Origin of the sequence: Giesbergeria sinuosa, assembly GCF_042652905.1 — a bacterium.
Taxonomy (GTDB): domain Bacteria; phylum Pseudomonadota; class Gammaproteobacteria; order Burkholderiales; family Burkholderiaceae_C; genus Simplicispira; species Simplicispira sinuosa.
Window position 1 is genome coordinate 1 of sequence record NZ_JBHSHJ010000002.1, and the last position, 16,178, is coordinate 16,178.

Annotated in this window: 14 protein-coding genes; 12 read left to right on the forward strand and 2 right to left on the reverse strand. The window is 51.7% G+C overall.

Annotated elements, in window-relative coordinates:
• From ACFO6X_RS02655 to ACFO6X_RS02665, 3 genes are all read left to right on the forward strand, one after another.
• A partial coding sequence (locus ACFO6X_RS02655) for an electron transfer flavoprotein subunit alpha/FixB family protein (protein ID WP_382429801.1) occupies positions 1 to 188 on the forward strand: 188 nt, incomplete at its 5' end.
• A 130-nt stretch (positions 189 to 318) separates the two neighbouring features.
• Positions 319 to 1,452 carry an ABC transporter substrate-binding protein gene (locus tag ACFO6X_RS02660; RefSeq protein WP_382429803.1) on the forward strand — a complete coding sequence of 378 codons (1,134 nt, stop codon included), beginning with the start codon at positions 319 to 321 and terminating at the stop codon, positions 1,450 to 1,452.
• 63 nt (positions 1,453 to 1,515) lie between these two features.
• The gene (locus ACFO6X_RS02665) at positions 1,516 to 3,306 is read left to right on the forward strand and encodes an acyl-CoA dehydrogenase (RefSeq protein ID WP_382429806.1); all 1,791 of its coding nucleotides are present in this window, start codon (positions 1,516 to 1,518) and stop codon (positions 3,304 to 3,306) included.
• 19 nt (positions 3,307 to 3,325) lie between these two features.
• Here ACFO6X_RS02665 and ACFO6X_RS02670 read toward each other — a convergent pair whose 3' ends face one another.
• Both ACFO6X_RS02670 and ribD read right to left on the reverse strand, forming a co-directional pair.
• Positions 3,326 to 3,970 (reverse strand): riboflavin synthase, encoded by a 645-nt coding sequence (locus ACFO6X_RS02670; protein ID WP_382429808.1) that lies wholly within the window; start codon positions 3,968 to 3,970, stop codon positions 3,326 to 3,328.
• A gap of 15 nt (positions 3,971 to 3,985) precedes the next feature.
• The gene (gene ribD / locus ACFO6X_RS02675; protein ID WP_382429810.1) at positions 3,986 to 5,104 is read right to left on the reverse strand and encodes a bifunctional diaminohydroxyphosphoribosylaminopyrimidine deaminase/5-amino-6-(5-phosphoribosylamino)uracil reductase RibD; all 1,119 of its coding nucleotides are present in this window, start codon (positions 5,102 to 5,104) and stop codon (positions 3,986 to 3,988) included.
• 108 nt (positions 5,105 to 5,212) lie between these two features.
• Here ribD and ACFO6X_RS02680 point away from each other — a divergent pair, with 108 nt between their 5' ends.
• The 9 genes from ACFO6X_RS02680 to tpiA all read left to right on the forward strand — a co-directional run bounded on the left by ACFO6X_RS02680 (position 5,213) and on the right by tpiA (position 16,144).
• A complete protein-coding gene (locus tag ACFO6X_RS02680; protein WP_382429812.1) occupies positions 5,213 to 5,767 on the forward strand; it encodes a GspH/FimT family pseudopilin in 555 nt (184 codons plus the stop codon).
• Positions 5,758 to 6,354, forward strand: coding sequence for a type IV pilus modification protein PilV (pilV, locus tag ACFO6X_RS02685; RefSeq protein WP_382429814.1), 597 nt, complete (start codon positions 5,758 to 5,760; stop codon positions 6,352 to 6,354). The genes ACFO6X_RS02680 and pilV overlap by 10 nt, the downstream gene beginning before the upstream one ends.
• Before the next feature lie 50 nt (positions 6,355 to 6,404).
• Positions 6,405 to 7,343 (forward strand): PilW family protein, encoded by a 939-nt coding sequence (locus ACFO6X_RS02690; RefSeq protein ID WP_382429816.1) that lies wholly within the window; start codon positions 6,405 to 6,407, stop codon positions 7,341 to 7,343.
• A complete protein-coding gene (locus tag ACFO6X_RS02695) occupies positions 7,340 to 7,975 on the forward strand; it encodes a pilus assembly PilX family protein (RefSeq protein WP_382429818.1) in 636 nt (211 codons plus the stop codon). The genes ACFO6X_RS02690 and ACFO6X_RS02695 overlap by 4 nt, the downstream gene beginning before the upstream one ends.
• An 8-nt stretch (positions 7,976 to 7,983) precedes the next feature.
• Complete coding sequence (locus ACFO6X_RS02700; RefSeq protein ID WP_382429820.1) at positions 7,984 to 11,619, forward strand: pilus assembly protein; 3,636 nt, start codon at positions 7,984 to 7,986, stop codon at positions 11,617 to 11,619.
• A gap of 14 nt (positions 11,620 to 11,633) precedes the next feature.
• Complete coding sequence (locus ACFO6X_RS02705; RefSeq protein WP_382429822.1) at positions 11,634 to 12,104, forward strand: type IV pilin protein; 471 nt, start codon at positions 11,634 to 11,636, stop codon at positions 12,102 to 12,104.
• A gap of 530 nt (positions 12,105 to 12,634) precedes the next feature.
• The gene (gene rpsO, locus ACFO6X_RS02710) at positions 12,635 to 12,901 is read left to right on the forward strand and encodes a 30S ribosomal protein S15 (RefSeq protein ID WP_382429824.1); all 267 of its coding nucleotides are present in this window, start codon (positions 12,635 to 12,637) and stop codon (positions 12,899 to 12,901) included.
• A gap of 205 nt (positions 12,902 to 13,106) precedes the next feature.
• Complete coding sequence (gene pnp, locus ACFO6X_RS02715; protein WP_382429826.1) at positions 13,107 to 15,332, forward strand: polyribonucleotide nucleotidyltransferase; 2,226 nt, start codon at positions 13,107 to 13,109, stop codon at positions 15,330 to 15,332.
• 53 nt (positions 15,333 to 15,385) lie between these two features.
• Positions 15,386 to 16,144, forward strand: a complete 759-nt coding sequence (gene tpiA / locus ACFO6X_RS02720; RefSeq protein WP_382429828.1) for a triose-phosphate isomerase — start codon at positions 15,386 to 15,388, stop codon at positions 16,142 to 16,144.
• Positions 16,145 to 16,178: the final 34 nt, after the last annotated feature.

A 16,178-nucleotide genomic window follows, 5' to 3' on the forward strand; every position in this document is an offset into this window, starting at 1 on the left:
TTGTGGCGCCCCAGCTGTATATTGCCTGCGGAATCTCGGGGGCGATCCAGCATTTGGCGGGGATGAAGGACAGCAAGGTGATTGTGGCGATCAACAAAGACCCGGAGGCGCCGATTTTTAGCGTGGCCGACTATGGGTTGGAGGCAGATTTGTTCCAGGCTGTGCCGGAGCTGGTCAAAGCGTTGTAAGCCGTCACAACGGCCAAAAGGGGGCATGATGCCCCCTTTTGTGTTTCAGGTGCAGGAATAATAAGCACGGTGTGATCTTCATCCATCGTTTGTGGTGTTCTTGGCCCAAGCAGTCAAAAGGAGTTAAGCCATGATGGAATGGATGCCGTTTCGTAAACTGGTATGGGGCGCTGCTCTGTGCGCTGCCACTTGGGCGGGGCCAGCCTCTGCTTGGGTGATTGGGCAGGTGGCACCTTTCAGTGGTACCCAAGCCACACAAGCGCGTGCGTATGCCGAAGGAATGCGCCTGCATTTTGATGAACTCAACAAAGTCGGAGGCATTCAGGGTGAAACATTGACCTTGGTGACCGAAAACGACCGTGGTCAGCCAGAAGAAACCGTCAAGCTCACCCGCAAACTGTTGGCCTCCAATCCGGTGCTGTTGGCCGGTTATTTTGGCGACGGTAACTTACGTGCATTAGCCGACAGCCATTTACTGGAGCAGTCTGGGATCAGTCTGGTGGGTTATCGCGGGGTAGATCCCAGTATTTGGAAAATCCCCCAGTTTTTCAATGTTCGGGCCAGTACGGCCGACGAAATGGCCAAGATTGCCAGCCACTTGGCCACTGTGGGCATCACCAAGCTCGGCCTGTTTTATGAGGATGGGCCAGGCTCTGCGGCCATCGTGAATATGGTGGAGGCCTCTATCAAGACATCCGGTGCGAGTCTGGTAGTGCATGCCATGCTAGAGACGAAAGGGCAACGCACAGCCGATGCTGTCAATAGCATCACCAAGGCTAAACCGCAGGCTATCTTGGTGGTTGCCTCCAGCGTGGCTACGGCAGCGTTTATCGAACATTACCGCATGGCCGGTGGTACGGCGCAGATCTATGCCAACTCTGATGCCGATATCGAGCAGTTAATCAAGCGTCTCTCGGTAGAGCATATGAGTGGCATTTCTATCTCTCAGGTGGTGCCCACTCCCTACCGGGTTTCGGGGCGCTTGAATAAAGAATTTCGTGATCTTGTGGCGGCTCGGGGCGATAAGCTGCAAGAGCCGGTCAGCTACGCCATGATGGAAGGCTATATCAATGCCAAGGTGATTGCCGAAGCTCTGCGCCGCCTGCCCAAGGGGGCTTCGTCCGACAAGGTGGCCGCTGCTTTGCGCAGCATTCATTCTCTGGACTTGGGGGGATACTGGATCACCTTCAAGCCTGCTGCGAACCAAGGTTCGCGTTTTGTCGAATTGTCTATTGTGAATTCAGCGGGTCGGATCAGCCATTGATATGGTTGTTGCCAGCGCCCGTTTGTGGATATCCCTTTCTCGTTGCATAGGAAAAATTGAGCCATGAGTTACACCGCCCCCGTCAAAGATATGTTGTTCGCTATGGAGCATCTGGCCCAGCTTGAACAGATTGCCCTGATCCCCGGTTTTGAAGATGCTGGTCTGGACACTGCGCAGGCCGTGTTGGAGGAGTGCGCTAAGTTCAATGAAGGTGTCGTCGCTCCGCTGAATTGGGAAAGCGATAAAAACCCCTCCAGTTGGCAAGAGGGGGCCGTTACCACCTCGCCCGGCTTCAAGGAAGCCTATCGCCAATTCACTGAGGCGGGCTGGCAAGGCTTGCAGCATCCCACAGATTTTGGGGGCCAAGGTTTGCCCAAGGTGATTGGTGCCGCCTGTGCAGAAATGGCCCACAGTGCCAGCATGAGCTTTGCCCTGTGCCCCATGCTCACCGATGGTGCGATCGAAGCCCTGCTCACCGCTGGCTCCGATGCGCTCAAAGCCACCTACCTAGAAAAACTGGTCAGTGGCGAATGGACAGGCACCATGAACCTGACCGAGCCCCAAGCAGGCTCTGATCTGGCTGCCGTACGTACCCGTGCGCAAGCACAGGACGATGGCAGTTACAAGATTTTTGGCACCAAGATCTTTATCACCTATGGCGAACACGACATGGCCGAGAACATCGTCCATTTGGTGCTGGCACGGGTGCAAGGCGCACCCGAGGGCGTCAAAGGCATCAGTTTGTTTGTAGTGCCTAAGTTCTTGGTCAATGCCGATGGCTCTTTGGGCGCGCGCAATGATGTGGAATGCGTCAGCATTGAACATAAACTCGGTATCAAGGCCAGTCCCACAGCAGTATTGCAGTTTGGTGATCATGGTGGTGCTACCGGCTACCTAGTGGGCGAGGAAAACCGGGGCTTAGAGTACATGTTCATCATGATGAACTCGGCCCGCTACGCTGTGGGCGTGCAAGGCATTGCCGTTTCCGAGCGTGCCTACCAGAAGGCCGTACAGTACGCCCGCGACCGTGTGCAAAGTCGTCCTGTAGATGGCAGCATTAAGGCCAGTGCGCCCATTATTCAACACCCTGATGTGCGCCGTATGCTCATGACCATGCGTGCCACTACCGAGGGCTGCCGTGCTTTGGCCATTGTGGCTGCTGCTGCCTATGATGCGGCCCACCACCATCCAGACTTGGCTATTCGCCAACAAAACACCGCCATTTATGAGTTTTTGGTGCCTTTGGTCAAGGGCTACAGCACAGAGGCCAGCATCGAAGTAACTTCGTTGGGTGTGCAGGTGCATGGCGGCATGGGCTATATCGAAGAGACTGGGGCTGCCCAATATTTTCGTGATGCCCGCATCTTGACCATCTATGAGGGCACCACCGCTATCCAAGCCAATGATCTGGTAGGTCGCAAAACTGTGCGCGATGGGGGCCAGACGGCACAGACCATTGCCACCCAGATTGCACAGACCGAAGTGGATTTGCAAGACAATGGCTCACCCGCCGCCTTGGCCGTGGCACAGAGTTTGCAAGCAGCCCGCCAAGCATTTAGCGAGGTGGTGGATTTCATGCTTGCACATGCCAAAGCGCAACCCAATGCTGCGTATGCTGGCAGCGTACCTTATCTGTTGCTGGCCGGTAATTTGGTAGCTGGCTGGCAATTGGCCCGCAGCCTGTTGGTAGCGCAAGAATTGTTGGCCCAAGGTCAAGACGAGGCCTTCATGCGCACCAAGATCACTACGGCCCAGTTCTATGCCGAGCACATCTTGGTCAAGACGACCAGCCTGCGCGACAGCATTGTGCGTGGTGCAGCCAGTGTGACTGCACTGGAGCCAGACGCTTTCTAACAGTGCATGCTACTGGCCGTCAGGTCAGGCTGGAGGAGCGCATGGCGGGTGCGGCCTCCAGCATGCGCGCCACATAGCGTGCAATCAAATCCACTTCCAGATTGACCTGAGCGCCTGCATGCAGATGTTGCAATGCTGTATTTTGCACGGTGTGTGGAATCAGATTGATGCTGATTTCACAGCCATCGGGTTGGTCTGTAGTGCGGTTGACAGTCAAGCTGACGCCATTGACCACAATCGAGCCTTTGTACGCCAGAAAACGTGCCAGTTCGGCGGGTGCCAGCACCCGCAGCTCCCAGCTCTCACCCACCTGTGCAAAAAAGGTGACCATGCCCAACCCGTCTACGTGGCCTGAGACCAAATGCCCACCCAGTCGGTCATTAGCGCGCAAGGCTTTTTCTAGATTGATGGGGCCTTCGGCATCCAACCCCGTGGTCTTGTCCAGCGATTCTGCAGAAATATCAATGGTGAACAACTGCTGCGCCACGTTCAGGGTGGTCACAGTCATACAAGCTCCATTGAGTGCGATACTGTCACCCAGACCCACATCATCCAAATAACCCGCAGGGGTCTGAATGGTGAGGCGCTTGCCATGGGAGGGGGCTTCGCCCAGCGATTGCACGGCGGCGATACGCCCCATGCCAGTGATGATTCCTGTAAACATAACGCAGATTGTGGCTTAAAAATCTGCTCGCCCTGGTGGACGAGCCAGTATCCGTAAATCTGCTCCCAGACGCTCTACTGCACCAAACTCCAACGGCTGTCCCTGTGCCAGCATTTCCAGTGGCCCTAGGTCGGTCATGCCCCGCCCAGTGCCCAGCAGTAGCGGTGCTAGATACAGCAGTAGCTCATCGACCAATCCTGCCCGCAACAGTGCCCCGTTGAGTCGTTGACCAGCTTCTACATGGAGTTCATTGATGCCATGTTCTCCCAAGTGACGCAGCATCTTTGCCAAATCCACCTGACCACCAGGCCCAGGCAAGGCCACCACACTGGCACCACAGGCTTCCAGTGCTGCTTTGCGTTGCAAGAAGGCGGGATCTTCAGACAGGCTGCTATAGATCAAAACCCCTCGTGCTGTTGCAAACAGGCGTGATTCGGGTGGGGTTTGCAAACGGCTGTCCACCACCACGGCTTGCGGTTGGCGTGGTGTGCTCAGTTCGCGCACATCAAGGCGTGGGTTGTCGGCCAGCACTGTGCCACTGCCTGTCAGCACCGCACAGGCCCGCGCCCGCCAAGCGTGCCCATCTGCTCTGGCAATAGATGAAGTAATCCATTGGCTCGCACCATTGTGCAATGCGGTGGTGCCATCCAAAGAGGCGGCTACCTTCAGCCGAACCCAAGGCGTGCCGCGCACCATGCGACTGAAAAAACCGATATTCAATGCCCGCGACTCTTCGGCTCCTGGCCCTATCTCTACGTTCACGCCAGCAGCCCGCAACCGTGCGAAGCCTTTGCCACCCACCAAGGGGTTGGGGTCTTCCAGTGATGCCACGACCCGTCCAATACCCGCAGCAATCAAGGCATCACAACAAGGCCCGGTTCGACCGTGGTGGGCACAAGGTTCCAACGTCACATAAGCAGTGGCTCCGCGTACATCGTGGCCTGCCGCAGTGGCATCACGCAGTGCCATGATTTCGGCATGTGGGCCACCAGCCTGTTGTGTATGGCCTTGTCCTAGGATTTGGCCATCGGCAGTGGTAATCACACAGCCAACGCGGGGGTTGGGATTGGAGAGCATCAGGGCGGAGCGGGCCAGTGCCAAGCACCTCTCCATCGGTTGTAAAGATTCAGGCATAAAACAAAAAAGAGTCTATGGCCTAAGTATCTACCGTTCAGTCGGTCAAGTGCTGCGCTTGTCGCTTCCGTGGTTCCTTATGTGCAACAGAGCTGCTAACCTCGCCTCATGCTGCTGAAAAAACATTTACATGGGTTCACTCTGGTGGAGTCGCTCGTGGTGGTCTCTATTACGGCCATCTTGCTGGCGGTGGGGGTGCCCTCTATGCGCTCTATAGCCGAGCGCAATGCCATCTCCAGCCAAGTCAATAATTTTTTGGGTGTATTGATTTTTGCCCGTTCTGAAGCCATCAAACGGGGGGCCGAAGTGGTGGTTTGTCGCAGTGCCAATGCTGAAAGCTCCGCTACGCCTACTTGTGCTGCCAGTGGTACAGGTTGGGAGACTGGTTGGATTGTTTTTCTCGATCGCAATGGTGATGGACAAAACGCAGCATCACAAGGCGATGTGCTGTTGCGCGTACAAGGCCCAGTGAGTAACAGTGGTGGTGTTGAGCAGATTAGTTTTAGAAAACTTGTTTTTCGCTCTACAGGTTTGTTAAGTAGCGGGGCTTCAAGCTTTACTTTTAACTCCAAATCATTGGATTCTACCCAGCGCCGTAGGGTGTGTCTCAGTTTTACAGGGCGGGCAAGGGCTACTAATAATCCTACAGAAGTATGCCAATAACCATGATAAAAAATAATCATATTTCTGCCGTGGCAAACCTCAAGCAGCAGGGGGCTTCTCTGCTTGAGGTTTTAATCACTATCCTCATCATGTCTTTTGGTTTATTAGCACTTGGTGGGCTTACTACCGCTTCTTTGCAATACAACAAAATGGCACAATTCCAGACCATAGGTTTGCAACTAGCCTCAGAATACGCCGACCGTATGCGCAGTAATGTGACTGCGTTCAATGCCAATAGTTACAATATCACAGCCGCTTACACAGGAGCATCTGCCAGTGTTTCTGTCCCATCTTGTGCCAGTACCATTTGCACAACGGCTGAAATAGCGGCAATTGATATCGCCGAATGGACAAATGCTTTGCGCAGACGTCTGCCTGGTGGAGCCGCTTTCGTACAAAGAAATGGAAACATGGCCGTTGATATTTGGGTCATGTGGGTAGACCCCAGCCTGCTCTACACTTCTACCAGTGGCAATAGCGATGCAGCTGTTGCTGCTGCTGGTAGCAATTGCCCTGCTGCCGCTCTGACCAGTTTACCCACAGGTGTCACAGCTCCCCGTTGCATGTATTTTCGTGTAAGTTTATGACATACCAAACAATAATGCCTAAGCAGGGTGGCCGCACCTTGTTAGAGTTGATGATCAGTATCACCATCGGCCTGGCTGTATTGGCTGCGTTGATGACTGTTTATATTTCTACATCTTCTACCAGCAGGCAGTCTGCCAGCGTTGCTCGAATGAGCGAGGATGCTGCTATTCTCTTCAGTTTGTTAGGGGTTGATTTGCACACAGCAGGCTTTAGTCCCCCTCGTTTGCTGGTGTCTCCAGGGGGGGCCATTGTCAATGGTGTCAAAATGACGACACCAGATCGCAATTTTGTGGGGGCCGCCATACGCGGGTGTGATAAGGGGTTCACCGATGCAACTAAAAAAGGAGCATTTACCGATTTGGCTTGTGCAGATATCTCAGGGACGGGTGCTGCATCCTTTGCCATACGCTTTGAAAGTGATCCCGCCAATGGGCTGGTGAACACCAGTCCAGTCACTGTGTCTGGGGTGGTTTACCCATCCAACTGCTTGAATGAAGGTGTGAAGATAAAGCAAAGCTCTGCGATTGATCCAACAGATGCCGCACGCAATTATTTTCTGGTGGATTCACGTTATTTTGTGGGTGTCAGTGCGAGTAGTAGCACCACAGAAATGTCTTGTGCTGGAATCGTAGATGGTGTGGCAGGCACAGATTTTAACCCTCAGCCTTTAGTCCAATATGTAGAGAACATGATCATCAGCTATGGCGTAGCACAGGACGCTATCAGTACCGATGTGGTTCGTTACATGACAGCCAAGCAAATTGATGATGAGTTGACTGGTGACGTAGATGCCCGCTGGGCCAGAGTGGTTAGTGTAAAGATATGTTTGCTGATGATGGGTTCTGAACCAGATGCGAGTGCAGTCGGCTCTTATATAGATTGTGCAGGAAATACTGTCACCCCGACCGATGGTCGGGCACGGCGTGCGTTTTCTAGTGTGTTTGCCTTGCGCAATCGCAGTGGCTTAGCCACAGGAGGTGGCGCATGAATAACATAGTCGCCAAGCCTCAATGGCAGAAAAAAACAAAAAACCAACAAGGTATTGTGTTAGCTATATCTTTGATACTGTTGGTAATTTTATCAATGGTGGCAATTTATGCTATGCGCAGCAGCGTTTCTGGGGAGCAGGTGGCAAAAAACATCCGATCCAGTGAAATTGCTGCCCAATCGGCAGAATTTGCACTTCGATTTTGTGAAGATCGCGTTCGTTATGGTAATTTGACAGTCAACGGCGTGACTATCAAGGTGCATGAGCAAACCCTCAGTGAGCTGGATTGGAGCAGTGAGTTAGCTGCTGCTCGTAAAGAGTCTAAGCTTCCTATGGTTTGGAATACAAAAACCAATTGGGCTATTTCTAATCCCCCGTCCAGTAGCGATAATGTGTTTAGTATACCGATTGCGATGCTGGCAAATGAGAACATGCCACAAATTACTGAGCAAAAGAAGGCACCTCGTTGCATGGTCGAGTTGTATCGGTTGCGCCGTGCTGAGCCTGATGTCACCCTCAGTGATCCCTACCTGATTACGACAGTAGGCTTTAGCCCAGACTATGAGGAAGACTCTTCTGGGCGGGCTATTGCCGGTAGTCAATATTGGCTTCAATCCATTTTTCGTCCGTGAGGAATAAAATGAAAATCAATCATATTAAGTCAGCCTTGTTGTTGGTGGGTTTTTCCTTTTTTCCTGGCGTAGGTTTTTCTGTCATGATGCAAAAACCTATTCAAACGGGAGGAAGTGTGGTTCCACCCAACTTGATGTTCACCTTGGATGATTCAGGCTCCATGCGTTGGGAGTGTCTGCCTGATTCTTTGTGTTCTGGCAGCAAAGATGTTGGCACTATTCCAGCACAAAGTAGCAGAACCAATAGAGATGGTGTCGCCATCTATGATGATGTGGATGTCACAGCAGATGAAGTAGTTTATGAAAGAGTTTGTGTCCGTTGGCGTTATGGAGAGTGCCGGGACTGGGATGATCAACCAACAGGTGAGATAAGAACCACTGTTTTGCGGGCTGCATCCCCCAATTTATTTGCCAGAAAAATGCGCTCTGGTTGGAATCCGTTGTATTACGATCCTAATACAAGATACCGTCCTTGGCTCAAAGAAGATGGTGTGACAAGATACGCCAATTCAACGCCATCTGCGGCCCCTATTGCTCCAGGAAGTACGGAGACACAAAATTTAGAAGGTGTCAGAAAAATCGAAGAAGTTTGGTGTACCGGAACAGGTAGTAGTGCCTGTTATGGAAGTAGTGGTGTTTATCAAAACGTGAGAATTGCACAGTACTACATTAAAGACCCGAGTCAAGATGGTTCTCAAACGAGTCACTATACTAAATTTACCATTTCTTCTGATCAAACGTTTCCTACCAAAGGCGTCAATAGAACCGATTGTGCTGGAAGTACCTGTACTTACGCAGAAGAAATACAGAATTTTGCCAATTGGTTCACCTACTATCGATCACGGGCATTGGTTGCTATTGCAGGTACCGCAGAGGCATTTGCAGCAGTTCCTGTAAGCTATCGGGTGGGTTATGGACGTATTAATGATAGTACGACCACTTCTATTGATGGTGTAGATGCAAAAACTTTAGCCAAAGGTGTTCGGCCATTCTCTGGAGCTGATAAAACTGCATTTTATAATTGGTTGTTTGCACGGACGGAGCCCAGTGGTAATACGCCCCTTCGGCGAGCTATGGACGATGTAGGTCAGTATTTTTCTCGATCAGACAATAAAGGGCCGTGGGGTGCTGTGCCAGGCACGGAAGACACGACAGCCCATTCTGCTTGCCGTCGCTCTTTTCATATATTAATGACAGATGGTATGTGGAATAGTACGGGCGCTACTGTGGCGACAGGTAATGTAGATAATGCTGCTGGTGAAACGATTACTGGGCCTAATTCGCAATCTTACAGATACAGTCCAGCAAATCCATACTCTGATTCTAATAGTGATACCTTGGCAGATGTGGCCATGTATTACTGGAAAAAAGACTTGCGTTCGGATTTGGCTAATGCAGTGACTCCAGTTGCTAAGGCAGGGTATGAGAATCCTGCATTTTGGCAGCATATGGTCAATTACACCATTGCTTTTGGCCTTGAAGGTTCCTTGCAAAATCCTGAAGATCTTCCTGCCCTCAAGAGTGGAACCAAATCTTGGCCAGACCCAAGTTCCGGTGGTTCAGCAACAATTGATGACCTCTGGCATGCTGCTGTAAATAGTCGGGGCAGGTCATTGAGTGCTAGAAGCAGTGCAGAATATGCGAGCGCACTCACTTCTATTATTGATGAAATTGGTTTTGTTAATGGTAGTGAAGCTGGGGTTGCAGTATCGCAAAAAACCATCTCTACAGCCAGTAGTACAAAGAAATACGAGCCGACCTTCTCCTCTTCTGCTTGGAGTGGCGATGTTCGGGCTATCAATATTAATCAAAATGGAGCCGAAACCGGAGTGGCTTGGTCTGCCGCATCGGCCATGCCAACACCCACCAATAGAAATATATTTACCTATAATGCCAGTGCCACAACCAAGGGCGTAGCCTTTGAGTGGGTTAATTTGAGTGATAGTATGAAAACCAGCCTGTACGGTGCCACCACCGGTGGTGAGGGGCTCGTCAGCTATTTACGTGGCAACGCAGTAGGAGAGGGAACTACCTACCGTTCGCGTAGTAAATCTACAGGTGCTGGGGCACCTTTGGGCGATATTGTCAACTCTACTCCTGTGTTGGTAGGTAGTTTGCTGGATATGCAATACGAATTCTTGGGGAACGCTGCTAGCAGAAGTTACCGGCGGCATTTGGCTGCAAAAAAGCTACGTCAAGCACAGTTGTTTGTTGGGGCCAATGATGGCATGCTCCATGCTTTTGCAGATGACAATGGTCAGGAGACATTCGCTTTTGTTCCAGCTTCGTTGATGGGCAATTTGAAGCAACTCTCCTTGCCAGATTATAGTCATCGTTATTATGTGGATGGCCCCTTTGCAGAGGCTGATGTCTACGATACGACCAATAGTAAATGGCGCAACTTAATTGTGGGTGGTAGTGGTGCAGGGGCAAAAAATCTCTTTGCTATCAATGTTCCAGTACCCTTCTGGGCCAACGACTCTAGTACTCCTCCTGCAGCCCTCACCAAGTCTCAATCTGCACCAGGTGCTACAGATATATTGTGGGAAATTAACAGTAGCAGCACTGGATTTGGTGAGTTAGGTCATGTACTAAACCGGCCTGAGCATGGTTTCATGAAGGTGGCTGACAACGAGACAGCTTGGGTCGTTATTGTTGGGAATGGCTATGAAAGCACCAGTGGCACAGCACGGCTTTTCGTTATTAATGCGCTCACTGGTGCATTAATTCGAGAGATCAATACAGGAGTTGGATCTACTACTTCGCCCAATGGGCTGGGCGGTGTTCGTGTGGTTCGAGATGAAGATATGCGCATTGTTGCTGCCTATGCGGGTGATTTGCAAGGCAATATGTGGAAATTTGATTTCAGCTATGCCAATAAAGCAGATTGGCGAGTTGCTTTCAATGGCAACCCACTGTATCAAGCAGTCAATGCCAGTAGTCAGGTCGAGCCAATTACAGTGGCCCCCACTTTTGTGCGCCACCCATTGGGGGGTGTGATGGTATTGTTTGGTACTGGTCAGTTGCATGCAGACGGCGATGTGGGTAACACCCAAGTGCGTGGTATTTACGGTATTTGGGATAAGGTAAAAGTAGGTAATGTTTCTAGTGTGGCCACAGATCGTGTGACCAGTGCGACTACTATCGTTACCCAAACTTTGGGAACTGCCGCCCTGACGGGTACCACTGGTGGGGAATTCTGGCGATTGACCGTCACGCCGGTTGATTATGCAACTAAGCGTGGATGGCGAATTCCACTACAAATGCAATCTCGCCAGCGTGTCATTGATGACCCTGAGTTGATTTTGGGTAGAATGTTGGTGCAATCGGTTACTCCCACAGAGTCGGTGGATTCTTGCTTGGCTGCAAGTGCTTACCGCTATATGTTCAGCCTAGATCCGTTCATGAGTGGTACAGGTACTCAGCCAACTTTTGACACCAACGGTGATGGCTCCCTGACCGTATCAGACAATCCAAATGCATTGGCGGTAAAACTCGAAGGAGACGGGCCTGCGACAACTGTTCGTGTGCAAGGCAAGGACGATGGTTTGATTCTTGGTACGGGTGATAAGGTAAGAAAATTCAAAGGAGAGCCAAACACTGCACGTCGCTATTGGAATCGTATAGTTGTGGCTCCTCAATAATTAAAAGATCAGTTATGAAAAATAAAAAATCTCTATCCCAGTACCAAGGGTTTACATTGATTGAGTTGATGATTGTGGTGGTTATTGTGGCTATTCTTGCTGCTGTAGCCTACCCCAGTTATCAAAGCTCTCTTCAAAAATCACGACGTGCTGAAGCGCGCGCCCAATTGTTGGAAGTGGCGCAGTTCATGCAACGGTTTTATTCGCAGAATGATCGTTATGACCAAACCAACGCAGCCACTCCACAAGCAGTGGCTATTCCAAGCGTCATGGCGGTGGCCCCTAAAGGAGCTGCATCTGGAACCCAAAACTATAATATTGGATTTCAGGCCAATACTTTAACCCGCTCTGCTTATACTTTGGAGGCCGTGCCACGCAGTGGTGGCTTTATGGCGACTGACAAATGCGGAACCCTGAGAATCAATAGCGTAGGAGCGCGTAGTATTACAGGTACGGGCGCTACTGTTGAGGAGTGTTGGCGTTAAGGGGGCATCCCACTGTCATGTTGCTCATTCAAGTCATGACAGTTTTATTTTGTATAGCCGAGACAGGCACCTGCATTAGGTCTGCCTCGGCATTCGCGCCGTAAGCGTTGATCCCGTTCTCTACGACCTTCTTCGGCTGGATTGCGAATATGGCGTACATAAACATGCTGGCGTTGCAGTGAGGTGTTTTGATGCCGTGTCGTAACGTTGGTGACATCATTTGCACTGCGTCGTGTGGCACTAGCCTCTGTGGGCGTTCCTAAAAAAACGATACAAGCAGCCCACAGCAACATGCCCATCACTGAAGAGACATTGGTGGTGCGAATCCGTATGCCGAAAAGAGATATGCTGCCCAAGTCGAACTCCTAGTGTTAAGTGGTTGACTATGGACACACCATAGCAGTATTTGCTACAATCGCAAAGTTCTACGCGTTGTAGAACGCACGCCGGTGTCCCTTCCAGTGGCCGGCGCAAGTCAACCCGCAACAATTTTCTGCAATGAAATTGTTCGCAATCTAGGAAAATCCCAAATGATCGCATCTTCTATCAAGGCCGAAGTCGTCAAGGCCAATGCACGTTCTGCCAATGACACTGGTAGTCCTGAAGTGCAAGTAGCACTGTTGACGGCTCGTATCAACGAGCTGACTCCCCACTTCAAGACACATGCCAAAGACCACCACGGTCGTCGTGGTCTGTTGCGCATGGTGAGCCGTCGCCGCAAGCTGCTGGATTACCTCAAGGCCAAAGACAGTGATCGCTATGTGGCACTCATCGCCAAGTTGGGTTTGCGCAAGTAAGTTCACGCCCTTGTGATTCACTAAAACGCCTGGGTTAGCGTGCTAGCTCAGGCGTTTTTTACTTTGCTGGTGTGTTCGATCAGAGCGAAGCTGTGTCATTCCACTGAAGATCCGCGGGCGGATTCACTGGAATGGCATCGTGTTCTGGCTCAGCCGCTGGCACTTGCTGACCTTTCGGGGTCAGCTTTTCCTCAGGAGCAGAGATATGAGTATTTTCAATAAAGTGACCAAGACCTTCCAATGGGGTGACAAGACGGTTGTCATGGAAACGGGTGAGATCGCCCGTCAGGCATCTGGGGCTGTATTGGTCAACATTGATGACACTGTGGTGCTGGCTACCGTAGTGGCCTCCAAAACAGCCAAGCCCGGCCAAGATTTTTTCCCCCTGACAGTCGATTACATTGAAAAGACCTATGCTGCGGGCAAAATTCCTGGCAGCTTTTTTAAGCGTGAAGCCAAACCCAGTGAGCTAGAAACACTGACCAGCCGTTTGATTGATCGCCCAATTCGTCCATTGTTTCCAGAAGGCTTTTACAACGAAGTTCATCTGGTCATTCACACGTTGTCGCTCAATCCGGAAGTTGACGCTGACATCGCCGCCATGATTGCTTCCAGTGCTGCCTTGGCTGTCTCTGGTATTCCATTTGCTGGCCCGATTGGTGCTGCGCGCGTGGGTTATATCAATGGTGACTATGTGCTCAATCCTGGTCAGACAGCGCGTAAAAATAGCCAGATGGACTTGGTAGTCGCAGGTACCGAAGCTGCTGTACTGATGGTCGAGTCTGAAGCACAACAACTTCCAGAAGAGGTCATGTTGGGGGCTGTGGTGTTTGGTCATGAGCAAGGCAAGATTGCCATCAATGCCATCCATGAGCTGGTTCGCGATGCTGGCAAGCCAGTGTGGGATTGGAGTGCTCCACACAAAGACGATGCCTTGATCGCGAAAGTAACGCAATTCGCTGAAGAAAAACTTCGGGCGGCCTATCAAATTCGGAACAAGCAGGCGCGTACCCATGCTTGTCGTGAAGCCTATGCAGTGGTCATGGCCGATCTGACCGAAGCGGGTGTCGTGTTCGATAGCGTCAAGGTAGAAAACATCCTGTTTGATATCGAAGCGCGCATCGTTCGTAGCCAAATTCTGGCGGGCGAGCCCCGTATCGATGGTCGTGATACCCGTACGGTGCGTCCAATTGAGATTCGCAACAGCGTCTTACCCCGAACCCATGGCTCCAGCTTATTCACCCGTGGTGAAACACAAGCACTGGTAGTGACGACTTTGGGTACTGAACGTGATGCACAACGCATTGACGCGTTGGCCGGTGAGTTTGAAGATCGCTTCATGCTGCACTACAACATGCCTCCCTTTGCGACGGGTGAAGTGGGTCGTATGGGAAGCACGAAGCGCCGTGAAGTGGGCCATGGTCGCTTGGCTAAGCGTGCCTTGGCGGCTGTGTTGCCGAGCAAGGATGAGTTCCCCTACACCATGCGTGTGGTGTCTGAGATCACAGAGTCCAACGGATCTTCGTCCATGGCCTCAGTCTGCGGTGGTTGCCTCTCCCTTATGGATGCAGGCGTGCCCATGAAGGCCCATGTGGCTGGTATTGCGATGGGTCTGATCAAAGAAGAGAACCGCTTTGCTGTCTTGACCGATATTCTGGGTGATGAGGACCACTTGGGCGATATGGATTTCAAGGTGGCTGGTACTACGACAGGTATCACTGCCTTGCAAATGGATATCAAAATCCAAGGCATTACCAAAGAGATCATGCAGGTTGCCTTGGCGCAAGCCAAGGAGGCGCGTATCCACATATTGGGCAAGATGCAGGAAGCCGTGGGTGAGGCGCGGGCTGAAGTGTCGAGTTTCGCACCCAAGCTCTACACCATGAAGATCAATCCTGAGAAGATTCGGGATGTCATCGGTAAAGGTGGTTCGGTGATTCGCGCCTTGACTGAAGAGACTGGTTGTCAGATCAACATCGACGAAGATGGCACGATCACGATCGCAGCCACGGAGGCCGCCAAGGCCGATGAAGCCAAGCGGCGCATTGAGCAAATCACAGCCGAAGTTGAAATTGGCAAGGTCTATGAAGGGCCAGTGACCAAGATTCTAGACTTTGGTGCCTTGATCAATCTGTTGCCAGGAAAAGATGGCCTGTTGCATATCAGTCAGATCGCCCACGAGCGTGTCGAACGTGTCAGCGACTATCTGCAAGAAGGACAGGTCGTGAAGGTCAAGGTCATGGAAACGGATGAAAAAGGCCGTATCAAGCTGTCTATGAAGGTCTTGGCAGAACGTCCCGCCTATAACGAACGTCCAGAACGTGGTGAGCGCGCAGAACGCAACGAGCGTCGTGAAGCCCCACCGGCGGTAGTTCGTGAACAGGAACCTGCCCCTGCGACCCAGTCGGCAACACCAGATACACAGGTCTGATCCTGTCCGCATTGCGGACTTCTCCTTTGGCATTTTGTTTTCACGTGATAAACATGAACAAGAAACTGATCGCAGGCAACTGGAAGATGAATGGCAGCCTCACTGCCAACGATGTACTGGTGCGGGCTATCCTCACTGGGCTGGCACCAGAGGCCAGCGCGGTGTGTGACGTCGCAGTGGCGGTGCCCGCCCCTTATCTGGCGCAGTTGCAGTCTTTGGCTGTTGGTTCCTCTTTGGCGCTTGCAGCGCAGGATGTATCAACGCATGAGATGGGTGCTTATACGGGAGAAGTTTCCGCAGTGATGCTGCGTGATTTTGGTGTGCGTTATGCCTTGGTAGGGCATTCCGAACGTCGTCAATACCACGGCGAGACTGACCATGTCGTGGCGTTAAAAGCTCAGCGTGCCTTGGCCGCTGGCATCACTCCGATTGTCTGCGTAGGCGAAACCCTTGCCGAACGCGAAAATGGTCAGACGGAAGCGGTGGTCAAGCGTCAGTTGGCTGCAGTAATTCATCTCAATGGTCATTGCATCAGTGAGGTGGTTGTGGCGTATGAGCCGGTGTGGGCCATTGGTACTGGCAAAACTGCTACGCCCGAGCAGGCACAGCAGGTTCATGCTGTGTTACGTGCGCAATTGGCTGCAGCCAGCGACAAGGGCGCACGCATTCGGTTGCTGTATGGTGGCAGTATGAACGCCACCAATGCGGCCCAATTGTTGGCGCAACCTGACATTGATGGTGGATTGATTGGTGGCGCTTCGCTCAAGCCCACCGACTTTTTGCAAATTGTGGCTGCCGCTCAGTCTTGTTGACATGGTTGTAGATCATCAGTGATGAAATTAGGAG